Source organism: Terribacillus saccharophilus (assembly GCF_002272075.1).
GTDB classification, from domain to species: domain Bacteria; phylum Bacillota; class Bacilli; order Bacillales; family Amphibacillaceae; genus Terribacillus; species Terribacillus saccharophilus_A.
Window position 1 is genome coordinate 64,819 of the sequence record NZ_NPBJ01000029.1, and the last position, 23,967, is coordinate 88,785.

Annotated in this window: 21 protein-coding genes; 13 read left to right on the forward strand and 8 right to left on the reverse strand. The window is 42.7% G+C overall.

Annotated features, from left to right (window positions below):
• The first annotated feature begins 64 nt into the window (after positions 1–64).
• The 6 genes from CHH48_RS15150 to CHH48_RS19630 all read left to right on the forward strand — a co-directional run bounded on the left by CHH48_RS15150 (position 65) and on the right by CHH48_RS19630 (position 7,117).
• Complete coding sequence (locus CHH48_RS15150) at positions 65–949, forward strand: Cof-type HAD-IIB family hydrolase (protein WP_245840402.1); 885 nt, start codon at positions 65–67, stop codon at positions 947–949.
• 144 nt (positions 950–1,093) lie between these two features.
• Positions 1,094–2,809 carry an ABC transporter ATP-binding protein gene (locus CHH48_RS15155; protein WP_095219997.1) on the forward strand — a complete coding sequence of 572 codons (1,716 nt, stop codon included), beginning with the start codon at positions 1,094–1,096 and terminating at the stop codon, positions 2,807–2,809.
• A 220-nt stretch (positions 2,810–3,029) separates the two neighbouring features.
• Positions 3,030–4,469, forward strand: coding sequence for a M20 family metallopeptidase (locus CHH48_RS15160; protein WP_095219998.1), 1,440 nt, complete (start codon positions 3,030–3,032; stop codon positions 4,467–4,469).
• A 22-nt stretch (positions 4,470–4,491) separates the two neighbouring features.
• Positions 4,492–6,054, forward strand: a complete 1,563-nt coding sequence (locus CHH48_RS15165) for an AbgT family transporter (RefSeq protein WP_095219999.1) — start codon at positions 4,492–4,494, stop codon at positions 6,052–6,054.
• A gap of 162 nt (positions 6,055–6,216) precedes the next feature.
• Positions 6,217–6,816 carry a nitroreductase family protein gene (locus tag CHH48_RS15170; protein ID WP_095220000.1) on the forward strand — a complete coding sequence of 200 codons (600 nt, stop codon included), beginning with the start codon at positions 6,217–6,219 and terminating at the stop codon, positions 6,814–6,816.
• A 154-nt stretch (positions 6,817–6,970) separates the two neighbouring features.
• Entirely contained in the window at positions 6,971–7,117 is a 147-nt protein-coding gene (locus CHH48_RS19630) for a hypothetical protein (RefSeq protein ID WP_176466468.1), read from the forward strand.
• 37 nt (positions 7,118–7,154) lie between these two features.
• Here the strand turns inward: CHH48_RS19630 and CHH48_RS15175 are convergent, their stop codons facing one another.
• Together CHH48_RS15175 and CHH48_RS15180 are read right to left on the reverse strand one after the other, a co-directional pair.
• A complete protein-coding gene (locus tag CHH48_RS15175; protein ID WP_095220001.1) occupies positions 7,155–8,120 on the reverse strand; it encodes an AEC family transporter in 966 nt (321 codons plus the stop codon).
• Positions 8,121–8,226: 106 nt separating this feature from the next.
• A complete protein-coding gene (locus tag CHH48_RS15180; protein ID WP_095220002.1) occupies positions 8,227–9,918 on the reverse strand; it encodes an NAD-dependent malic enzyme in 1,692 nt (563 codons plus the stop codon).
• Between the two features lie 349 nt (positions 9,919–10,267).
• Between CHH48_RS15180 and CHH48_RS15185 the strand changes: the two genes are divergently transcribed.
• Positions 10,268–11,629, forward strand: a complete 1,362-nt coding sequence (locus CHH48_RS15185) for an FAD-binding oxidoreductase (protein ID WP_095220003.1) — start codon at positions 10,268–10,270, stop codon at positions 11,627–11,629.
• 218 nt (positions 11,630–11,847) lie between these two features.
• On the opposite strand, the gene CHH48_RS15190 is transcribed toward CHH48_RS15185, so the two are convergent.
• Both CHH48_RS15190 and CHH48_RS15195 read right to left on the reverse strand, forming a co-directional pair.
• A complete protein-coding gene (locus tag CHH48_RS15190; RefSeq protein ID WP_095220004.1) occupies positions 11,848–12,150 on the reverse strand; it encodes a hypothetical protein in 303 nt (100 codons plus the stop codon).
• Positions 12,151–12,302: 152 nt separating this feature from the next.
• Positions 12,303–12,635, reverse strand: a complete 333-nt coding sequence (locus tag CHH48_RS15195) for a winged helix-turn-helix transcriptional regulator (RefSeq protein WP_095220005.1) — start codon at positions 12,633–12,635, stop codon at positions 12,303–12,305.
• A gap of 180 nt (positions 12,636–12,815) precedes the next feature.
• On the opposite strand from CHH48_RS15195, the gene CHH48_RS15200 reads away from it, so the two are divergent.
• Entirely contained in the window at positions 12,816–13,286 is a 471-nt protein-coding gene (locus tag CHH48_RS15200) for a nucleoside deaminase (protein WP_095220006.1), read from the forward strand.
• A gap of 15 nt (positions 13,287–13,301) precedes the next feature.
• Here the strand turns inward: CHH48_RS15200 and CHH48_RS15205 are convergent, their stop codons facing one another.
• Positions 13,302–15,362: a bifunctional diguanylate cyclase/phosphodiesterase gene (locus tag CHH48_RS15205; RefSeq protein WP_095220007.1), complete on the reverse strand. Its 2,061-nt coding sequence runs from the start codon at positions 15,360–15,362 to the stop codon at positions 13,302–13,304.
• Positions 15,363–15,489: 127 nt separating this feature from the next.
• Between CHH48_RS15205 and CHH48_RS15210 the strand changes: the two genes are divergently transcribed.
• Positions 15,490–16,491, forward strand: coding sequence for an NAD(P)/FAD-dependent oxidoreductase (locus CHH48_RS15210; protein WP_095220008.1), 1,002 nt, complete (start codon positions 15,490–15,492; stop codon positions 16,489–16,491).
• Between the two features lie 9 nt (positions 16,492–16,500).
• Here the strand turns inward: CHH48_RS15210 and CHH48_RS15215 are convergent, their stop codons facing one another.
• The gene (locus CHH48_RS15215) at positions 16,501–17,349 is read right to left on the reverse strand and encodes a Cof-type HAD-IIB family hydrolase (protein WP_095220009.1); all 849 of its coding nucleotides are present in this window, start codon (positions 17,347–17,349) and stop codon (positions 16,501–16,503) included.
• Positions 17,350–17,505: 156 nt separating this feature from the next.
• On the opposite strand from CHH48_RS15215, the gene CHH48_RS15220 reads away from it, so the two are divergent.
• From CHH48_RS15220 to CHH48_RS15235, 4 genes are read left to right on the forward strand one after another with little or no spacing between them, the layout of a single operon-like run.
• Positions 17,506–18,468: a glycosyltransferase family 2 protein gene (locus CHH48_RS15220; protein ID WP_095220010.1), complete on the forward strand. Its 963-nt coding sequence runs from the start codon at positions 17,506–17,508 to the stop codon at positions 18,466–18,468.
• Positions 18,446–18,850: a GtrA family protein gene (locus CHH48_RS15225; RefSeq protein ID WP_095220011.1), complete on the forward strand. Its 405-nt coding sequence runs from the start codon at positions 18,446–18,448 to the stop codon at positions 18,848–18,850. Before CHH48_RS15220 ends, CHH48_RS15225 begins: the two co-directional genes overlap by 23 nt.
• Positions 18,840–21,452: a YfhO family protein gene (locus tag CHH48_RS15230; RefSeq protein ID WP_095220012.1), complete on the forward strand. Its 2,613-nt coding sequence runs from the start codon at positions 18,840–18,842 to the stop codon at positions 21,450–21,452. Before CHH48_RS15225 ends, CHH48_RS15230 begins: the two co-directional genes overlap by 11 nt.
• Positions 21,436–22,080: a lysozyme family protein gene (locus tag CHH48_RS15235; protein WP_175074535.1), complete on the forward strand. Its 645-nt coding sequence runs from the start codon at positions 21,436–21,438 to the stop codon at positions 22,078–22,080. The genes CHH48_RS15230 and CHH48_RS15235 overlap by 17 nt, the downstream gene beginning before the upstream one ends.
• Positions 22,081–22,089: 9 nt before the next feature.
• Here CHH48_RS15235 and CHH48_RS15240 read toward each other — a convergent pair whose 3' ends face one another.
• Positions 22,090–22,956 (reverse strand): MurR/RpiR family transcriptional regulator, encoded by an 867-nt coding sequence (locus tag CHH48_RS15240; RefSeq protein ID WP_095231848.1) that lies wholly within the window; start codon positions 22,954–22,956, stop codon positions 22,090–22,092.
• A gap of 24 nt (positions 22,957–22,980) precedes the next feature.
• Complete coding sequence (gene coaA, locus CHH48_RS15245) at positions 22,981–23,904, reverse strand: type I pantothenate kinase (RefSeq protein WP_095220018.1); 924 nt, start codon at positions 23,902–23,904, stop codon at positions 22,981–22,983.
• Between the last annotated feature and the right edge of the window lie 63 nt (positions 23,905–23,967).

Below are 23,967 nucleotides of genomic sequence, written 5' to 3' on the forward strand. Positions count from 1 at the left end.
ATTTAATAGTACCAGAATTGACTACCTAAAAATGTTATTAGGAGGATTTTGCTTGGCTAAAAAAATGATAGCAATAGACCTGGATGGAACATTATTAAATACTGAGAGTCAAATCCCCGAAGAAAATAAAGCAGCTATCAAGCGTGCAATTGATGCGGATATGCTGGTTTCAATTAGTACTGGACGTGCAACATTCGATGTGAAGTCACTTGTTGGAGATGATTTGGATATCCCGATCATCGCTTCTAACGGCGGTACGATTCATGATGTTGGATATAAATTACTTAATACAATCACATTTGAAAAAGAGCTGGCAAAGGAGATCGCGACGTTCCTCATTGAACAAGATATATACTTTGAAGTGTACACAGAAACGGAATTGCTTTCTCCTTATAACGGGGAAGAAAAGCTGCAGGCAGAGTTGGACAAAGTAATGTCCGCTAACCCGGATGAAAGTTTGGAGAAGCTTTGGGTTGGTGCTATGTCCCAATTCAAGCAATCCGGTATTCGCTTCGTACCGAATATCGACCATATTTTCACTGACGAGAATACGATATTCAAGATTCTTGTTTTCAGTTTCGATCTGCAGAATCTAGCTAAGGTGTATAAAGCTATAAGCCAGAATACGAAGATCGCGGTTACTTCTTCTGGGGAGCATATTCTGGAGATCTTGCCCGAGAAATCTGGTAAAGGATATGCGGTTACGATGCTTGCTGAAAAATATGGAATTCAAAAAGAAGATATCTACGCAGTTGGAGACAGCCCGAACGATATTAGTATGTTTGAGGTTGCTGGAAATGGTGTTGCGATGAAGAATGCAATGACTGAGCTTATGGAAATCGCTACTCATGTTACAAAAACAAATGATGAACTAGGGGTAGCGTATTTTATTGATAAGTTGATTGCTGGAGAGCAGGAAGAGCTGCGCCGAATTGAAGAAGGCGTATAAGGAAAACCCGGCGCAGAGATGCGTCGGGTTTATTTTTTATCCTATTACATCTGATTTGTTAAGAATTATCTAATAAAGGGGTGCGCCAGCTACCGGTTACATGTAAAATAGAGTGATAATCATTCTCAGAAAGAAGTGTGGGTCTTGTTAAAAGAGTTTTTCGCTTTTTATAAACCGTATAAACGGCTGTTCATGCTGGACTTCGGCAGTGCTGTTTTTGTAGCCATATTGGAGCTGGCTTTTCCAATTGGCGTTAATATGATGGTCGACCAATTGCTTCCGACGGAAAACTGGAGCTGGATTGTGACAGCGTGTATTTTGTTGTTCATTGTTTATGGCCTGAGTACAGTCACGCAATACATAGTCACCTATTGGGGACATAAGCTTGGCATCAATATTGAGCGGGATATGCGCAAACAGCTATTTGAGCATATTCAGAAGCTGAGCTTTCGTTTCTTCGATAATACAAAGGTAGGGAATTTGATTTCCCGGTTGACGAACGATTTGTTCATGATTGGAGAGATGGCTCACCACGGTCCGGAAGATCTGTTCATCGCTCTAATGACCATTGCTGGAGCACTGACAATCATGTTCTTCATCAATTGGCCGCTTGCACTCATGACAATGCTCGTCGTTCCGATTCTGTTCTGGATTGTTCTTTATTGTAACAAGAAGATGACAGAAGCCTCCAGAAGGATGAACGAAGATACAGCAGATTTCAGTTCTCGAATCGAAAATACTGTTGGCGGTATCCGCGTTGTTCAGGCTTTTACGAACGAAGCGCATGAAGAAGCACGATTCAAGGTCAACAATGAACGTTACCGTCTAACAAAATTATTGTCTTATAAGATCATGGCTTTGAATCTTTCTGTCACGTACATGTTGATGCGATTCATAGCTGTATTCCAGTTAATTGCAGGAGCGTGGTTCATAATTCAGGGTAGAATGTCTTACGGAGATCTAGTAGCTTTTATTCTCCTAACAAACGTATTCTTCCAGCCAATACAGAAAATCGGTGCAATTATCGAGCTATACCCGAAAGGAATTGCCGGATTTCAGCGTTATATGGATATCATGCGGCTTGATCCAGATATAAAGGATGCACCAAATGCCAAGCTGGTGGAAGCTCTTACCGGGAACATACGGTACGATAATGTCTCTTTCGGATATAAAGAGGGCAGTTCGATCCTAAAAGATATCAGTTTCTCCATAAATGCCGGGGAGACGGTTGCTTTTGTTGGTCCTTCTGGAGCTGGTAAATCTACAATATGCAGTTTACTGCCGCGCTTTTATGAGCGGAATGCTGGGGAAATCAGCATTGATGGTATTCCGACGGATGAGATGACATTGGCATCTTTGCGAAGTCAAATTGGAATCGTGCAACAGGATGTTTATTTGTTCGGCGGCACTATCAGAGAAAATATTGCTTATGGCAAGTTGGGTGCAACAGATGCTGAAATTGAGGAAGCAGCCAGAAGAGCGCAGCTGACTGATTTTCTTGCAGAATTGCCGAAAGGATTGGATACCGTCATTGGGGAGCGCGGTGTAATGATTTCCGGCGGTCAGAAACAGCGTATATCAATAGCGCGTGTATTCCTGAAGAATCCGCCAATTCTCATACTGGATGAAGCAACATCCGCTTTGGATACAGAAACGGAAGTTAAGATACAGGAAGCGCTGGATGAGTTGTCAGCAGGGCGTACCACTTTAGTGATTGCGCACCGCCTGGCTACAATCAAGCATGCAGATAAAATCATCATGGTAACTAAGCAAGGCATTACAGAAGAAGGGAAGCATAGCGAGCTATTGGAAAGAGAGGGAGCTTATCGTCGCCTTTATGACGCGCAATTTGCTCATTGATGCATGTAACAGGAAGTTTTCTTCCATTAGGGAGAATAGCTTCCTGTTTTTTTGTTAGAAATGTAAGCGTTTTCTTAAATTGTATGTTAGAATAGTTTACAATAAAATTTGAATTATTAGATTTTTTTGAAGATAATCTATTGCAGATTCTTTTATCTTTCTGTAACATCACAGGTGAGGAAAGCTAACATGGATTTTGCATACATAGGAGGAAGGGCTAATGAGCACTATTTCGATTGATAGTCTTATAAGAAATAAAGCGGAAAAACTATGCGCGGTAAGTGAGCGAATTTGGGAGTTCGCGGAACTGCGTTTTCAAGAAAAGCGATCTGCTGCACTTCTTGCAAATGTACTGGAAGAGGAAGGATTTGATGTCCAGCGTGGCATTGCAGGTATCGAAACCGCATTCGTAGCAAACTTTGGTACAGGCAAACCTGTCATCTCCTTTTTGGGTGAATTCGATGCGCTATCTGATTTGAGTCAAGAAGCAGGTGTGACAGAACAACAAGCGATTGTCTCAGGAGGAGCAGGTCACGGCTGCGGGCATAATCTGCTCGGCACAAGTGCGTTGGGAGCTGCGTTGGCGGTAAAGGAATATATGCAGGAAAATGGATTGAGCGGTACTGTTCGTTACTACGGCTGTCCAGGAGAAGAAGGTGGATCAGGTAAAACCTTCATGGCTAAAGAAGGAGTTTTTGATGATGCAGATGCGGCTATTACATGGCATCCATTTACTCATAGCGGGGTGCAAAGAGCCGAGACGCTGGCCAACTATCAAGTGTATTTCAAATTCAAAGGAAAAAGTGCACACGCAGCAGGCGGACCACATCTAGGGCGCAGTGCACTGGATGCTGTTGAATTGATGAATATCGGAACTAATTTCCTGCGGGAGCATGTTGTGCAAGATGCGCGTCTGCATTATGCGATTACGAATGCCGGTGGTGTTTCTCCGAACGTGGTGCAGCCGGAAGCCGAAGTGCTCTACCTAGTTAGGGCCCCGGAAACCGAGCAGGTCGAGAGCATCTACCAGCGTGTCGTGAAGATTGCCAAAGGAGCCGCGCTGATGACGGAAACTGAGCTGGAGATAACGTTTGATAAGGCTTGTTCCGGATTCATCCGTAATACAATTCTTGAACAAGTGATGCAAGATCAGGTTGAACGTGTCCAGGTACCCGAATATTCAGCAGAAGAACTTGATTTTGCAAGAGGTATTCAAACGACGCTAAGTGAAGAGGATATCTCCTCCGATAAGCGATCCATCCTGCAGCTAATTGGCAAGGATGCGGCACTGTGGGAAGAAGAGATGGATACATCACCAATTCTAACAACACCAATTCCGTACCATGATGCAGAGAATTTCCAATACGGTTCAACTGATGTAGGGGATGTAAGCAGAATCACGCCTACTATCCAGTTCCATGCAGCGTGCTTTGCTGTTGGTACGCCGCTGCATACATGGCAGGTAGTATCCCAAGGGAAAACGTCTCTAGCTCAAAAAGGGATGCTCTATGCAAGTGAAGTGATGGCTGCTACTGCACTTACTCTATTTGATAAGCCGGAACAACTGGAAGCTGCGAAGCTTGAACTGCAAAAACGCTTAGGTCCAGATGGTTATACAAGTCCTATCCCGGAAGGTGTAAAGCCAACCATATTAGCCTAACTAACAGATCGGGGGTAAAGAGATGGAAAATCAGACACAGAATGGCGGCTCGCAGAAGCCCGAAAAAGAAGAGGGGAAGGTTCTAAGGTTTCTCTCGGCAATAGAACGGGCTGGTAACAAGCTGCCTGATCCATTTATGCTTTTCATATATTTGGCTATTTTTATTGCCATTGTTTCATGGATCATGAGTATGCTTGGCGTATCCGTTACCACACCGGAGAATGAGGTTGTGGAAGTCAACAACATGATTTCAGAAGAAGGATTGATTTTCGCTTTATCCTCTATGCTGGAAAACTTCACGGGATTTGCTCCGCTTGGTCTTGTACTGGTTATGATGTTCGGTATCGGGCTCGCGCAGCATGTTGGATTCTTTGAGGTAGTGATGCGCGGGATGGTTATGAACATTCCGAAGAGTCTTGTTACGTATATGATCATTTTCACAGGTATTTTGGGGAATATTGCTTCGGATGCTGCAATGGTAATCATACCGCCGCTTGCTGCAATGATTTATTATTCTATCGGTAAGCATCCGATTGCAGGACTCCTGACTTCCTTTGTTGCTGTATCTGCTGGCTTTACAGCGAACTTCCTCATTGCTGGTACGGATGTTTTGCTATCTGGTATATCGACAGAAGTCATTCAAGGGCAGTATAGTGATGCACGAGCTGTTTCGCCGCTAGATAACTGGTACTTCATGGCTGCTTCTACTATCATGCTCGTTGTTGTAGTTTCGTTTGTATCCAAAAAACTAATCGAACCGCGTCTGGGTAATTATGATTCTTCTTTTGCGGATAAAGGTATCTTGAACGAGCAGATCGAAAAACTTCGTCCGGAGCAGAAACGCGGTGTTCGGAATGCACTGATTGCTGCGGGAGTTTATATCATCCTTGTTTCGCTGCTTATCGTTCCATCCAACGCTATACTTCGCGGGGAAGAGGGAACAATCATCCCATCGCCGTTCTTAAGTAATATCGTTCCGCTAATTTTAGTTCTTTTCATCATATTGGCTGTAGTCTATGGGTTTACTGCAGGTACATTGAAGAAAATCTCCGATATCCCGGAGAAAATGGGCATTGCAATGAAGGAGATGTCCGGATTCATTGTCCTCGTATTTGCAGCTGCGCAATTCATTGCTTACTTTGAATGGACGAATATCAGTACCATCATTGCTGTGAATGGAAGTGTAGCACTGGAAAATATGAATGTAACAGGTGTTGGAGCGATGGTCGGCTTCACGTTTATCAGTGCGATTGTTAATCTGTTCATCACAAGTGGTTCTGCGCTTTGGGCACTGCTTGCGCCGGTATTCCTGCCGATGTTCTACCAATTGGGATATGATCCAGCATATACTCAGGTAGCATTCCGTATGGGGGATTCTGCCTTCAATATTCTGTCACCGATGAGTCCTTACGTTGTCATGCTGCTTGGGTTTATGAAGCAGTACGATAAACGAGCAGGTCTAGGAACGCTGATGTCACTCATGCTGCCATTTGCAGTTATCATTTTAATTGCATGGATCATCATGTTCGTTGTATGGAGTTTGCTTGGACTGCAGGTTGGCCCAGGTGTTGATATTCGCTTATAAGAAATGGGGGCGCGCCTATGCAGCGCCCTTTTTTATTGACGTTTTCTTTAGAATGCGATACATTAATTACTGAAAGTAACCCTGTAATCATAAGTAACTAATAGGTGATTGCTGAGTCGGGTATGCTATCAAATGGTAGTACAATTTTTGGAGGGATATATAATGACTCAAGATTTTTTCAAAGCTTTAGAAAACAGAAGATCCATCTATGCTCTAGCAAAAGAATCTCCAGTTTCTGATGAACGCATTCAAGAAATTGTGGAGTTTGCAGTTAAATACACACCATCCGCATTCAACTCTCAAAGCACACGTGTAATCGTGCTTCTTGGAGAAAAGCATGATCGCTTCTGGGATCTTACCGAAGAGCAGCTTCGTGCAGTTGTTCCCGCGGATAACTTTGCGCCGACAGAAGAAAAGATCGCATCTTTCCGTAATGGATATGGTACGGTTCTATTCTTTGAAGATGAAACAGTTGTAAAAGGACTTCAAGAGCAATTCGCGCTTTATGCGGATAACTTCCCGATCTGGTCTGAGCAGACTTCTGGTATGCACCAGCTTGTGGTCTGGACGGCATTGGAAATGGAAGGTCTTGGTGCGAGCCTGCAGCACTATAACCCACTAGTGGATGAAGCAATCCAAAAAGAATGGGATATCCCTTCTAACTGGAAGCTTCGCGGACAAATGCCTTTCGGTAAACCCGCGATGCCTGCTGGCGATAAAGAATTCCAGCCGCTTGAAGAGCGCGTTAAAATCATTAAATAAGAAAAAGGTGCTATTGCCCGTATGGACAATAGCACCTTTTTTAGATATAATTATTTGAAAATTCTGTTACAATTATATTACATACGTTTCCTCTGTTGAAAGCCGGGGTATATACTAGCTACCAACATCATTAATACGAAAGGAAGGAAGTAAAGTGAGTGCACATCCATATAAGAAGTTGCAGCATGCCGGTGACTTGTCAGATGATGAACGAGATGAGATTCTGACTACCTTGGAGCGATACATGGATTACTTGCGAGATGAATTGTCGAAATCAGATGACCTTCCTGCTGTTAAATAAAAAAAGGAGTATCCCAATAGGGGATACTCCTTTTATATTACATAATTGCCGTAATTAAGAATGGCAAAGTGACGATAGACAGAATTGCACTGATTACGAAAGCAGATGCAACCTCTGTTTCCAAGGTCTTAAAGCGAATTGCAATCATAGTTGCAACGGCAGAACCAGGGAAGGATACAAGCAATACCGCTTGTACGAAATCATTATGTGTCAAACCAAGTGCAAGTGCGATACCTACCATAACAAGCGGTTGAACAACTGCTTTTAGAATAGCAATTGAAAATGCAGATAGGCTAAGTTTGATTTTGTTGATACCGATTGTCACACCAACTGCGAATAGTGCAACACCAGATACAACATCACCGATTTGGTCAAGTGATTTCTCGCCTAGTTCCGGTAGGTGGAAGTTAAAGACAAGCACAAGAATCAGACCAATAATCGGTACACATGCAAGCGGCTCTGTAAGGCCGTGTGCGATAGATTTCATTGTTACTTTGAAAAGGCTCTCTTTGTTTTCTGCAGATTCAGCATCTTTATTACGTGTTCCAATTGTACCGAAAATAGTGGACATTGGATCAAGTACAGCATTTACGATGATACCCATAAGAGCAATCGGAATTGCAATTGCATCTGCACCGAAGATACTTCCCATTACTGGGATACCCATAAAGGCGAAAGTTGGCTGTGTTGAATTTAGTGAGAACATCGTTGAAGTAACAAAGTCATATTTAGTAGTCCATTTTGTAATAAGTAGTAAAACGATAAAGAATCCGATAACACCAATCAGTAAAGCTACAAGGAATGAAGCTTTATCAAAAATGGTTTCGCGGGAAGTTGTTGTGATTCCAACGAATAAGTGTGCTGGCAATGCAATTTTTGTTACAAGTGTGTTAATCCCTTTAGATGTTTCTTTATTGAAAATGCCGCGATTCCCAGCGATGAATCCAAGAAGGATGACGAAGAAAATCGGGACTAGTATGATGAAAATTTCACCAAAACTCATGTTCTTTCCACTCCCTACAGTAGTTATATTGCTCTTGTTGTCAAAATTAATACAGGTGCCTCCTTTTGGAAGGAGTCACCTGCACCATGAGAAATTCTTTAAAGGCTTAGCCTCTGATGGATTTATATTCTGGTTTCCAAACAGATTGAGCTATTAGGTCTTTGATTTCTTCAGGTTTTGCATCAGATACGCCATCTTCGATTGCAGCTTTAGCAACTGCTTCTGCAACAGCGGTTGAAACTGGTTGAAGCTCATCGATTGCTGGAAGCAAAGAGCCACCTTGTGTATTGCTGTTAACCATGTCTGCAATTGCATTAGCTGCTGCTGCAAACATAGAAGCTGTGATCAAGTTTGCTTTAACAGCGATGGATCCAAGTCCAAGACCTGGGAACGCGAACGCGTTGTTTGCTTGTCCGATGTGATAAGTTGTTCCTTTGTACTCAACAGGGTCAAACGGGCTGCCTGTTGCGATTAGAGCTTTACCGTCTGTCCACTCAAGCAAGTCTTTTGGAATTGCTTCCGCGAGTGGTGTTGGGTTGGACATAGGCATGATAACTGGATGCTCTACGTGTTTCGCCATCTCTTTGATGATTTCTGCACTGAAAGCACCAGCTTGGCCAGATGTACCAATCAAGATAGTTGGTTTCACTTGGCGGATAACTTCAGCAAGACCGATGATGCCATCTTCTTTGTTCCAGTCTTTTACTTCATCAGCAGAACGAAGGTAAGGTTTCTGGAATTCAGCAATGCCGTCCATGTCATCAGTCAAAAGACCACGTTGGTCGATTGCCCAGAAGTTTTTCAATGCGTCTTCTTTAGAGATACCGTCAAGTACCATAGTGGCTGCAATTTGGTCTGCGTTACCGATACCTGCAGAACCAGGTCCGAAGACAACTACACGCTGTTCTGAGATTGGTGTTCCAGTAACTTTGGAAGCACTCATAACAGCTGCAAGTGTGATGGCACCAGTACCTTGGATATCATCGTTGAAAGTAAGGATCTTATCACCATACTTATCGATGATGTTACGTGCGTTGCGGTTACCGAAGTCTTCCCAATGAAGAAGTACGTTAGGGAACTTCTCAACAGTTTTGCTGATGAACGCATCGATGAACTGATCGTATTGCTCGCCGCGTACACGTTTATGACGGTTACCAACGTAAAGTGGATCATTAAGCAATGCTTCGTTATCTGTACCAGCATCAATTACCACTGGAAGTACACGGTTAGGATCGATACCAGCAGCTGCTGTGTAAACAGCCAATTTACCAATAGCGATATTCAGACCGCCGACACCCCAGTCACCAATTCCAAGAATGCTCTCAGAGTCAGTTACTACGATTAAGTCGATTTCATCTGTGTTAAGCAATGTGTTTTCGTATGCTTGCTCAATGTTGTCCGGGTTGTTGATATCAAGATAAACACCGCCTGGACGTTGGTACTCATGGCTGTATTCCTGGATAGCTTGTCCTACAGTTGGAGTATAAACGACTGGAAGCATTTCGCTAAGATGATCAGTCAATAGACGATAGTAAAGAACAACGTTACGGTTGTACAGCTGGTTTAATGTGTTGTTTTTCAACAAATTGTTAGGCTGTGCATTGAACTGCTCGTAAGCACGTTTTACTTGCTCATCCAATGTTAAAACGGTCGCTGGCAAAACACCTTCAAGACCAAGCTCAGCTCGTTCTTCTTTTGTAAAAGCGACACCTTTATTTAGAAAAGGATTTGAAATTAAGTTCTTACCTCTTAGAGAAGTGGATATAGATCCATCTTCATTATTTCGATATGTGTTCATATCTGATTCCACCTTTTCGAATAATTACTTACCTTTTGTAACTGCCACAACCAATTCTATCACTAATCAAATGTTAATCAATTTTAACAAAGTATTTAAAATAACTATTGCTTTTACTGAGTTTGTGTGATATTTCACATACTAAGTGACCGTCCGAAAAACCGCGGTATTAAAGTATTTTACTGATGTGAAATAAATTGGGTTTTTACTTATTTATTGTTTTTTTTACTTATAAAAATATACATCTTACGGTTTGTTTTATTATATTTAATTATTCTGACTGTTCGGCTTTTTAATTCAGAACCTTCATGTTAAGCTTATTTGTACAAGATAGAAGGGGGAGTCAGGCATGGACATTGTGAAAGAATTGAATAAATTGATTCATCCAGGGAGGATATCAACAGCAGCAGCAGTCATCAGCCAGCATAACCATGATGCATCCTATCACCCTGCGGCCAATCCGGATGTCGTTGTATTTCCGGAAAACACACAAGAAGTCAGTGCAGTTCTCTCATTTGCCAGCGAACATGGAGTGCCGGTTATTCCTTTTGGAAAAGGCTCCAGTCTAGAAGGTCATGCAATCCCATATGAGGGAGGTATCTCCTTGGATTTGGGTTTAATGAACGAACTCAAGACAGTTGGAGATAAGGACGGTCATGTAGTTGTCGGGGCAGGTCTGACGCAATTCCAACTGAATGATGCCCTAAAAAAGCATGGACTATTCTTCAGTGTAGATCCTGGTGCGGAGGCGACACTTGGCGGGATGGCGGGCACGAATGCTAGCGGATCTTATACCGTTAAGTATGGCACAATGCGGGATAACATATTGGATATGGAGGTAGTATTGCCGAGCGGAGAAATCATACATACTGGTTCGAAAGCCGTGAAGTCTTCTTCCGGACTGCATCTATCTGGTTTATTTGCAGGTTCAGAAGGTACTCTTGGTGTCATTACAGAACTCACTCTCCGTGTGTATCCAATACCGGAGGCGAGTGTAGCAGCTCGTGCTGTATTCAATGACTTTGAAGAAGCCGTAACTGCAGTGGTGAGGCTCCGTACAGCAGGGCTGGATTTAGCTAGGATTGAGTTTGTTGATGCGGCCTCCGTTGCACATGTTAATCGATTCGCTAATGCTTCTTACATCGAACAGCCGACAATCTTTTTCGAGTTGAATGGTGAGGTTGAGCATCTTCAGCATCAAATCAAACGGATGGAGGAGTTATTGAAGCCATTTCATTTGGCTGAATTCCTTACAGAAACCGATCAGACATCACAGGAACGTTTATGGGATGCAAGGCATAATCTTGCTTATTATTACATACAAGCTGCACCAACAAAACGGATGCTCGTCACAGACGTATGTCTGCCGATATCAGAGCTTGCGGATTCAATCCTTCATGCAAGACAAGCAGTAGAGGAAAGCGGCTTGGAGGCAGGCATTGTCGGACATGTAGGTGACGGCAATTTCCATATCATTGCGATGGCAGATTTTGAGGATGCAAATGAAGTAACTGCAGCTAAGCAGCTCCATAAAGAAATAGTGGACTATGCGCTTGCTCATGACGGTACATGTACAGGTGAGCATGGTGTGGGGATAGGGAAGAAGAGTTATCAGTCAAAAGAACACGGTACAGCTTATGATTTGATGCGAACAATTAAACAGGCAATCGATCCACGCGGAATTATGAATCCTGGTAAATTAGTTGATTAAATAAAAAAAGAGCGTATTCCCCCTCAAGAATACGCTCTTTTTATTTATCCTTTTTTGCTGAATAGGTCTGTAACTGCGTGAACCAATTCAATGCCTTGGAAAGCAAAGATAGATAACGCGCTAATGGAAAATGCTACGACGATGATCGCTCTTGCCACAAACATTTTCGTCCCCTCCTTTGGAATGCTAAGAAACCTTCAAGCAAAAGGGAAGACTATTCAGCGGTAACTCGATTGATAGAAGACGGCCAGCAGGAAATGCCGGACCGCCTGCTTAGTCTGCATCATGCGTGCTTGCATCATACTTGTAACAAGCAACACAGGCAGAAAAATCAGGACTGCTGTTTGTGAAATGATCGGGAACCAGTGTTTCTCATCATCCGGCAAATCAGCCTTGTGGATGATGACGTGCTGTGCTTGAATATCATTTGTTCCCAATTGATACATTGGATGCAGTACCATTACTTGCACCATGATTGACAACACAAGTCCGATAAATAAAAGAGCAGCTTTACGTTGCATTTCCTCCCCACCTCCTATCCATTTTGATTTCTTTACTATATACCCATTCTGTGAGAATGTAAATGGTTATTTATCAATATTCTTACTATTCGGAAATTGAGTCACATAAAAAAACCTGTCCTATCAAAAGGGCAGGTTGTCTGAAGGGAATATTATTTTGTTGGGGCTGGTTCATCCGGAGTAACCCATTTTTCCGCCCATTCTCTTATGGAAGTAATCACAGGGTGCAATGCACGACCCTTTTCAGTCAGTTCATATTCAATACGGACTGGCGTGTCCGGATATACTGTTCTTGTTGCAATGCCTGCTGCTTCTAACTCTTTAAGACGTTCAGAGAGCAAACGCCCGCTGATCGGCAAGGACGATTCCAATTCAGAAAATCGCTGTGATCCTTCTAAGAGGCGGAAAATGATAAGGCCAGTCCAACGTTTGCTTAAAAGCTCCATTCCTGACTCAAAGCGCGGACATAATTCTTCGGATTTCATCTAACATCACCTCTGTAAAAAACACTGTATAGTTCATCTATTGTTTTTCATTATATATGAGGTTACGAAAAGTAACAAGTATATTGTTCCTATAAGCAGAGGATTATATACTAACATTCTGGCTAAATATTAAGAAAAATTCTATAATTATAAGGAAAGTATGATGTAGGAGGAGATAAGATGGATCATCATTATTACATAGATTATGCATGTAAATTAGCAGTAGCGAATGTGAACAACGGCAAGGGAGGTCCATTTGGTGCTGTCATCGTCAAGGATGGAGAAATCGTCGGCGAGGGGACAAACTTGGTAACAACCTTGCATGATCCAACAGCACATGCGGAAATACAGGCTATACGTAACGCAACGAGCAATCTGGGTCACTTCGAACTGGAGGATTGTATCATTTATTCCAGCTGTGAGCCTTGTCCGATGTGTCTAGGAGCGATTTATTGGGCTCGCCCGAAAGCATTGTACTTCGCTTATACGAAAAAGGATGCGGCAGAAATTGGATTCGATGATGATTTCATCTATCAGGAGATTGAAAAACCATATGAGGAACGAAAAATTCATACGGTGCAGCTTCGTGATACTCAAACGGCAGATCCGATGAAAGCATGGTCAAAAAAAGAAGATAAAGTGGAATATTAAAGAAAAAGGCGACCCTTATATAAGGGTCGCCTTTTCTTTATGTATTGCATTGAAAGTGTTGAGATAGGTTAAGAACTCTGACACTTGCAGCGGTTTGCTGAACATATAACCTTGTGCATAATCACATTCTAAGTTTTGCACCCAAGTCAGCTGTTCTTGGCTTTCTACTCCTTCTGCGACAATAGAAAGTTGAAGTTTTTTCGCTAATGTTACGATAGAAGAGACAATGGCCTGGTCTTGGAAGTCCTCAGGTAAGTTCGCAATGAAAGCACGATCAATCTTTAGTGTGTCAACAGGCAATTGTTTTAAATAGTTGAGGCTGTTGAAGCCTTTGCCGAAGTCATCCAGTGCGATACGAATTCCTAATTTCTTCAGCTCCATTATTGTGTGTGCAGCACCTTCTACGTCTTGAATTGCGGTTTCCTCTGTTATTTCGATTTCCAGCTTCGTTACATCTACTTCAGGATATAACTCCATTTGTTTGCGAATGAAGCTTAAGAAGCGATTGTTATAAAATTGCTGGGTGCTGATGTTAACCGCAACATGAAGATCCCGGAACGCTTCTTTATTCATTTCGGCGAAAACAAGTTCAATCATCTTCTTATCGAGTGCGATGATGTCTCCGTTCTTTTCTGCCAGAGGGATGAACTGGCCAGGCGGAATAATGCCGTGCGTAGGATGAACCCAGCGGCATAGAGCTTCGACACCATATACTTGGTCGCCGGAACTTGCCATCTTTGGCTGAAAATAAACTTGTATTTCTCCATTGGCAATAGCGCTACATAATTCTGATTCCAGCAAAAGCGGCTGTGAGTCATGCAAGCTGTCATTGGCAAAGAACTTGTAATTTGACCTGCCGCTTTCTTTTGCCAAATACATGGCGATATCTGCAAATCGCATCACTTCCTTACTTGTTGTCCCATTATCAGGAATCAAAGCAATACCGATGCTTGTGCTGACAGTCACTTTCCGGCCTTCAATGAAAAATGGCTCTTCTACGCTTTGTATGATTGCTTGTGCCAACATTGTTGCATCTTCCTTTTTTGCATCTGGATAAAGCAACGTGAATTCATCTCCGCCAAGTCGAGCAAGCATACTTCGTTCTGGAAGCATTCTTGAAAGGCGCAATGTCACAAGCTGAAGCAGTTTATCGCCGAATTTATGACCGAGCGTATCATTGACTGCTTTAAAACGATCCAGATCCATAAAGAACAGAGCTGCGGGTTCACTTGTACGCTCTTCTAAATAGCCAAGCAGCTGCTGCTCAAAGTAACGGCGATTCGGAATATTCGTCAATTCATCATGGTTTGCGATATATTGTAATCGGTCTGCTTGTTCGGCAAGCTTCTGATCTGTCGACGTGGAGACAAAAGCCAATACCTGTATCAGCAGGATGACGAGCATCACGCTAATAGCAAGGTTGATATTATTTGGTGTGAACACCGGTTCTGGCAAAATGGAGCTGCTATTCACATGAACAACAGCCGCTTTCATTGCTGTATAGTGCATGCCGCAAATGGCAGTACCCATTGTAATTGCGCTGGCAAATTTAAACAGATGCTGTGTTTGGCCAGTCTGGTTTTGGAAGTAGTGAAACAATAGCAGAGCGACACAGGATGCTATAATAGCAATTATGATAGATAAGTAGTAATACGGACCGCCATGATGCATCATACCGTCCAAGCGCATGGCCATCATACCTATGTAATGCATACTTACAATTGCTGCTCCCATTGAGATACTCCCTGCAAACAGACGGAATGCAGTCATTCTTATAGTAGCAAGATAAAATGCAATGGAAGTACCAGTAAAAGCGAAGATCACGGATAAGATGACAAGACCGGGATCATAAGTGACTTCCACGGGCAGCTTATAAGCCAGCATGGATATGAAATGCATCGACCAGATGCCGAGTGCCATCAAAAGTGAACTGGAGATAAACCAAAAGAATTTCCGCCAGCCTGTCGTACGGTTTATCCTGGAGCACATGTCCAGGGCGATATAGGATGAAAGAATGGCAATAAATATAGAAACGACAACAAAGGTGACGTTATATGTACCAGTGACTTCCTGCATGGAAAACCTCCGAGTTGTTATGTAGTCAAATAGTCATAGGGATATTGTATACCCGAGGTTTGAAAAAGCAAACCAATTTCAGTGAAATTATAGTAAATAATTCTTAAGCAACAGGGAGGATTTTCCATTGCGAAATGATTTTATATACGATGTGATTATCGTTGGCGGCGGAACAACCGGACTGTATACGTCCTTTTATACAAAGCTACGGAAGATGACGACTTTATTGATTGAAGCTACTTCGGCTTTCGGCGGGAAAGTGGCGCAATTTTATCCAGAAAAGCACATTTATGATGTGGGTGCTTATCCCGTTGCAACTGGAGAAGAAATGGTCGATAAACTGCTTGAGCAAAGCAGGAAGGCAGAACCGGAGATTATAACAGATGAGTTTGTCGAGCAGATAAGAAAACAGGAAAATGGAATATTTGAAATCAAAACATCTGCCGGCAAGCTTTATATGGCTCGAACAATTATTCTTACTAGCGGAATGGGAACCTACCAGATGAAACCGCTGCGGCTTGAGGAAGCGCCTTTATATGAAGGAAAGAATCTGCATTATTATTTGAAGTCACCTGAGAAATTCCGGGATAAGCGTGTCACGGTTTATGCAATGAACCGGACAGGCATTGATTGGGCAAGGGCACTTGAGAAGACGGCGAAGGAAGTGACATTAATTAATCAACGGGATTATTTCCTGTATACGCCGCCTCAAGTAATTGAAGCACTTGAGGAGACATCAATACGCGTGATATACAATCATAAAGTCACCAAGCTATTAGGAAACAGCCAAGGATTGCACACATTATTGGTGGAACAGGATGGTCTGCAGATGATGTATGAAACGGATGCGCTGTTATATTATGAAAATGTAAATCTCACGCAGACTCCATTTGCCAGCTGGGGAATCGAAACGGATAAAAACAAGGTTATAGTGGATCATAGTATGGCAACTAATGTGTCTGGCATCTACGCAGCAGGAGATGCTGTACATTATGAAAATAAAAATATGCTGATTGCAACAGGATTCGCGGAAGCAATTACTGCAGTGAATAGTGCGAAGCTGTATCTGGATCCTTCAGCAAGTGCACAAGTTTATAGTACAATTGAGTACCAAAAAAATAGAGGCTGATAGCAGCCTCTATTTTTGTAGTATTTCACGTTCGAGCATATGGGCTACGCCATCTTTCTCGTTCGTTTCGGTTGTATAGTCACAATGTTGTTTTACCTCTTCGGTTGCATTGCCCATCGCTACCTTCGTGCCTGCAATCTCCAGCATCGGCAAGTCATTCATGCTGTCTCCGATTGCAATGATATCATCTTGCTTCATGTCTAATTTTTTTGCTAGTTTTTTCAATGCGTTTCCTTTTGAGGCCTTGTTATCAACAATTTCTAAATTAAAATCGGCTGAAGAAAATAGATTCAGTCCTTTCTTGCTTAATGTATCAGCCGCAATACGTCGTCTTTCTTCATCAAAGCTTACAATCGTTATTTTATAAATTTCCTTTTCGGATTGGAAGACATCGATATAGTCCTCTATCTCTTGGAGATTTGCCTGACCAAGCTGGCGTTCGCGAGCTCTTTCCATCTCACTTCTTTCCGCACTCTGGACGATATCCATTTCATCCTGAAGCAGCTGTTTTGCTTTACTCGTTATGAATATTTCATTATCCGTGACTATTTCATAATAATAATTCTCTTCATTTAGCCATGTGATTATTTCTTTTGCGTAAATTGTTTCCATTGGCAAGGAAACGGTCAGATGCCCTTCTGGATCATAAGTGGTGGCTCCGTTTGCTCCGATAACCCAAGTGGAAAGCTGTTCATTTTGAAAGAGACGCTGTACATCGAAGTTTGCCCTTCCTGTTGCTATAACGATTTCAGCTCCTTTTTGCTGCGCTTTTTTTACTGTGCTGGCATGCAGGGAGGATATAGTGTAATACTGATTAAGAAATGTTCCATCTAGGTCTATTGCTACTAATTTGCGCATTTGTTTTTGCTCCTTTACTCCTTTTTTACATACATTCCCTCTTTCGGATAGGATGTAAACTGACGAAATTAGGGTAGTAAAGTATAATAAGGAGTCAAGCCGCTCACAATTTTAACAATACATATAGAATGGTTCATACCTAATGGAGGGAAAAGAATGGCTGGGAAATTACTATCCGTAATTGTGCCTTCGTTTAATGAAGCGGAAAATGTTAAGCTCTTTTATGAAGAACTTGCCAAAGAATTACAATACTCACCTTATGACTACGAAGTGATTTATGTGGATGATGGCAGTTCTGATACCACGCTATTGGAACTAAAAGAATTGGCTGATATGCATTACAATGTGCAGTATGTGTCCTTTACGAGAAATTTCGGAAAAGAGGCGGCAATATTGGCTGGCTTCCAACATGCCAAAGGAGATTGTGCGGTCGTTATCGATGCAGATTTGCAGCATCCGGTTGCGCTGCTGCATGAATTGCTGGCAGGTTTTGAAGAAGGTTATGATCAGGTTATCGCACGAAGAAACAGAAAAGGTGAAAGCCTTCCACGCAAAGTGCTTTCGACAATGTACTATAAGATCATTAATCGGTTCATCGATGTCCGTATCCAAAATGGGGTCGGGGACTTCCGTTTGCTCAGCCGCCGGGCTATCGATGCCCTGTTAATCCTGAGTGAGGGCAATCGTTTTTCTAAAGGATTGTTCTCTTGGATAGGCTTTGAGCAGAAGACGGTTTATTATGACAATGTTTGCCGTCAAAACGGGGAATCGAAATGGTCATTCGGGAAACTGATCAACTATGGAATTGATGGGGTCGTTTCCTTTAATACAAAGCCATTGCGTGTATGCTTATATGCTGGCTTCATTGTGCTATTTCTTTCACTGGCATATATCCTTTATACATTTGTTGAGGTGCTGGTTCGAGGAGTCATCACACCGGGATATTTCACCTTAATTACTGCTATCCTCTTCCTGGGCGGTGTGCAGCTTGTAAGTCTAGGTGTAATTGGGGAGTATATCGGAAGGATCTACAACGAAACAAAACGCAGACCGCATTATCTAGTAAAAGATACGAATATCGAGGCAAGGAAACGCTATGAAAAAAATATGGAAGCTTGAATTCACTCGTTTTATCATCGTCGGTGTGCTGAATACCATCTGCTATTACCTGGTTTATCTGCTCTTCTATCAGCTTGCAGATGTTTATTATCTTGTATCCCATTGGATCGGGATCATTATCAGCATGATTTTTTCGTTTTTCTTGAACAGTTATTTCACATACGGTGTACGGCCGACGTGGCGGAAGTTTTTCCAGTTCCCGCTGACACAGGCTGTCAATATAGCCGTATCTTCTGTTTTGGTGTACATATTCGTTGAAGGCTTCGGATGGAGTGGTACAGTGGCGCCGATCGCGGCTGTTTTCTTCACCGTGCCGATCACGTTTGTTATCACAAGTAAAATCATGAAGAATGGACGTGAGGATGTAACACATGAAGCGTAGTTGGAAAGTGGTACTGCTCGTTTTAGCAGCACTCACATTTGCTGTTTTGGTACACATGCATTTCATCCGGGAATACTTTGACGGTCGTTTCATGCTGGGACCAAATGATGGAATGGCGCAAATGCTGCCATTTAAGCAGCATTTGTATGAACAATATACGCAGGGGAATTTTTTCTATTCATTCTCCTTTGGGCTGGGCGGCGGTATTTACAGTCAGCTGGCTTATTATTTCTCGACAAGCATCGTTTATCTGCTCACATTGCTTGTGATAAAGCTCTTGGATATTGCCAATGTGATTGGAAGTCCTGATGTCGTCACATGGGCAAAAGCCATCCTGCCAGTTAGTATCATCAGGCTTACAGCGGCGCTCTTACTGGCGGTGGGTGTGTTCCGATACTTACGGATACCGCTTCTGCCTGCTTTTATCGGAGCGTGCTTTTATGCCGGCAGTGCCATCTATTTCAGGCATGTTGTATATTGGGAGTTTTTCGCCAACGCCTTTCTTTGGCTGCCGCTCCTAGTACTGGGAGTGGAGAAGATTATTCGAGAGCGGAAACCTTACTGGTTCATTGCCGCAGTGGCTGTATCTGTTTTCGATAATTTCTATTTTTCATACATAAGCTTTGTTTTTATTGGAATCTATGTTATAGCTCGGTGGTTCATCAAGTTATCAGAAGATGAATTACCTATCAAATCCCAATTGCTTTATTTCATCCCGGCAGTATTGCTTGGGTTCGGGATTGGTTCCATTTCATTCATTCCGTCTGTTTATGCTTTTTTGAACAATTACCGACCAGCATTCGAAGATCCGATCCCCTTTTATGGGAACGAGGATAACATCTTATTCACAAGCAGAACCTTACTTCTGCCGGTATTGTTTGTCTTTTTAATGAGTGTAATAGGACTTTATAAAAACAAGCTGTTCCGCTTGTTTGCAATGTTAAGCATCTTGTTCATTTTCTTTCAGGGAAGCCCTCGCATAGCGAGTATATTCAATGGTTTTTCAGCTCCGCAATACAGATTTGAGTACTTATCTATGTTCGTTGTTGCAGGAACTATCGCTGTGGGAATTACTCAACTGTACAAGGTGAAGAAGTGGCATCTACTGGCTGCGATAGGGATTACAGTTCTTTTATATAGTCTGTATCTGCACCATGATTTGACACTTGATTGGGCAGATGAATGGGCGAAGTATGTCTGGACAGGAGTAGCGCTTGCGTTGCTGGCATTCCTTTTCTACTATTTAAAAAGGAAAGCATGGATGTTAGGAATTTGTTTGGTAGTGGTTTTTGCAACGTATATACCGCTGATCAATTCCCATCAGGAAAAGCAGCTCTCTGATGCTGGGAATGTAGATAATTCCACGCTCCAGCTCCTGACAAGTGACAAATATGCAAGCAATGAGCAGCAGGAACTGATACATGATGTGCTTACGTCAGATGATAGCTTTACCAGACTCGAATGGAAAACAGATGACAGTAATAATACAAATATGGTCCAAGGTTTTCCGGGAATCAGTATTTATTCTAGCATCCTGAATAAGGAGCTGCTGTTTTTCTATTATCATGATTTGAATATTGATATGAAACGGGAAAGCGTCAGCCGCTATTCAGGCTTTGGGAACAGAGCGAATCTATACAGTATGCTGAACGGAAAATATATTATGTTCGATAAACAAAAGGCAATTGCTGCACCATATGGGTTTAGACCGTACATGGAAAGCAGAGATTATATTGTTTACCGGAATGACAACTTACTGCCGTTTGCGAGAGTTACTGCTAATGTATTTCAGGAGAATGACTTGGAAAATCATTCATCGCTCGAACGGGAGCATGCAATGCTTGATGGTGTTGTTCTTACAGACGGCAAATCCACTCAAGAGGCAGAATCACTTCCGAATCTGATGGATAAAGTGTCAGTGGAAGCGGCGGGGGGTACTTATCAAGATGGGCAGCTCCAAGTAGAACAAACAGAAGGCGGTCTGGATCTGCAACTTGATGAGGACTTGCCGCAGACTGGAGATTATTACGTCAGTTTCTATCTGAAAAACAATGATGTGAGCGCACCATTATATGATTTGTCTGTTAATGAGTTCGAAACAGACAGAAAGTCGCAACAGTCGATTTATCGTACGAAAATCGATGAATTGACAATTCGAGTCGAAGCGGCTGATACAATCCGGATACGCCTGCCGGAAGGAAGTTATACCATCAAAAATTTCGGTCTGCAGCATGAAGATTACCAAAAGCTTGATTCTGCTGCAGCTCAAGCGGAGGACATTCCGTTTACTATCGGCCGCAGTCAAGTTACAGTAGACTATAATAACCAACAGGAAGACAGCTATCTAAAAATACCAGTACCTTACGAAAAAGGCTGGCAAGTGTCAGTCAATGGTGAGGAGCAAGAACTTTTGAAAGCAGATTATGCTTTCCTTGGCGTAGAGCTGCAAAGTGGAGAGAACCACATTGTCTTCACTTATCGGCCACCGTATTGGAATTTGCTGCTTGTTCTGTGTATCGGAAGCCTGCTAGTCTCACTAGGATGGGGAGTCTTCTTGCGAAAACGTCATATGGCGGGTGAGAAAGGTGAAAAAGAAGCATAAAAGAAAACAGCAACCTCTTTTTAAAGCAATCGGAACAGTACTTTTATTCGGATTGGGCCTCTTCTTTCTGTTGTTCATTCTATCTGTTGTGGTAGAGAGAGACAGCAATGAGCAGCAGAAAGGCAGAGTACTCTCTGAGGATGTCTTAGCTTATCGAGATACGATTGAACAAGAATTGGCCAAATCAGATCAGGAGTCTCTTGCGCCACTTGTTCTCTCTGTCATAATGCAGGAATCAGGCGGCAGAGGAGATGACCCGATGCAAGCCTCTGAAAGCAAGTGTGGAGAAGTCGGCTGTATCGAGGATCCGGAGGAATCGGTTGCTTACGGTATTGACCATTTTCTCCGTATGCTGGAGGAAGCGGATGGAGAGGAAGATGTAGCCATCCAGGCCTATAATTTCGGTGCCGGATTTATCGATTTTGTCAAAGAGAACGGTGGTGCATTCAGTGAAGATCTGGCTGTTCGATTTGCTCAGGAGCAATATAAGAGAGTCGAAAATCCAGAGACTTATCGCTGTATACGGCCAGAATCAGAAGAGCTGGATGCATGTTATGGCGATATTCATTACGTGAAGGCAGTATATAGCTACTTGCCGGCTGCTGAAGAAGCTTATAAAGAAAAATAACCCCCACGCCTAAGCGGATGGGGGTTTAAAATTAGAAAATACATTGAAATCACGCCACGCCTCCTCGATTGTTCGGAGGCGTTTTTTTACGTCGGCTGCCTTTTCTTTTCCAATCAAAGCGATAAATGCGTGAATCAAGCTGATCGGAGCAGTCAAGGAATGTGTCAGTGATGGAGATTTGCTCGAAGCCATGAAAGAATAATCGGCTGCTGTAAGCAATGGGGATGACAGCCCATCTGTAATGGCAATTGCTTTAGCGCCGCGGTCCTTAGCCATTTGGAACAATCGCAGCGTGTGATTGGAATAACGCACGAAGCTTAAAGCGATAAGCACATCGTCTTCCCGTATCGTAGAGATTTGGTCTATCGCTCTGTCAGATGGTTCGACAATTTCTACATTCTCGAAAATAAAAGAAAGATGATAATGCAATAGATCTGCTACACTGACTGCACTGCGATTAGCTAAAATGAAAATTCGTTTAGAGTTGATTACCGTATCAGCTGCTGCATGGAAGGCCTGCATATCAATTGCCTCCATCGTTTCCTGGATGTTCGCTTGATCACGCAGAAAGATGGCATACAGGTCCTGGTCCTCTGACTGGGCTTCTTCTGAAGGATGCTTGAACCGTTCGGTCGCATTCAGCTGCTCCTGCATAGCGTTCTGCAAGGCAAGCTGCATCTCCGGAAAGCCGCGATACCCCATAAAAGCAGCAAAACGAACTATTGTTGCATCACTCACATCTGCAGCATTCGCCAGTCCCTCTACATTGAGGAAAGGTGCCTGATTCGGATGTTCGATAATGAAATTGGCAATTTTCTTCTGGGACTTCGACATCTGCTCACGCTGACTGGAAATACGATGGTATATATCCGGCATGACGGAAAAGACCCCTTTCACTTTTCAGAGTTTACGCAAATATACGTCTTCAACCTCGTGATTGTTTCCCTTGCGGAGAATGAGATCGGAACGACCTTTCGTCGGCAATATGTTCTCATGTAAGTTCTTAGCGTTGATTTCCTCCCAGATCGTATCCGCAGATTCCAATGCTTCGTCAATAGAAATTTCTGCGTAATGCCGGAAGTAGGATTTGGGATCCTGGAAGGCTGTCGCGCGCAGCATGAGGAAACGTTCTTTATACCATTTTTCAATGTTAGGTTCGTCAGCATCGATATAAATTGAGAAATCGAAGAAGTCGCTGACAAAGAATTGGTATTCTTTCTTCACTTGCAGTACATTAACGCCCTCAACAATTAGAATATCTGGATTGGATACCAATTCAGTTTGCTCAGGCAGTACGTCGTAGGTGAGATGAGAATACTGCGGCCCCATAATATTTGTGTTTCCGGCTTTCACCTGTCCCATAAAATCGATCAATGCTTTTATATCGTAACTCTCCGGAAACCCTTTGCGCTGCATCATTTGCTTTTCCTTAAGAACAGCATTTGGATACAAGAATCCATCAGTCGTTACAAGCTCTGTTTTCTTATCAGGTAATGCACGGGAAAGCAGTAATTGAAGCAATCGGGCGATAGTACTTTTTCCAACTGCTACACTTCCGGCGATGCCGATGATGAAAGGAACTTTTTTCTCGTTGGTACCAAGGAAATTACCTGCTTTTGCATGAAGCATTTCTGCTGCCTCCAGATAGTAGGAGATAAGCTTGGTCAGCGGCATATAAGCAGTTTCCACCTCGGATAAAGAAATTCTAGTATTTATTCCCCGGATTTCTTCTAGCTCTGTTTGTGTCAGGGGTGGTGTCTTCGTTTCCGAAAGAGCAGCCCACGACTCCCGGGGGAAATGATAGTAAGGTTTGTATGTATGCATGATTACCCTCAACTTTTGTCTGCGAATTTGAGAAATTAGTGCAAAGTAAAAACGTTTACAAAT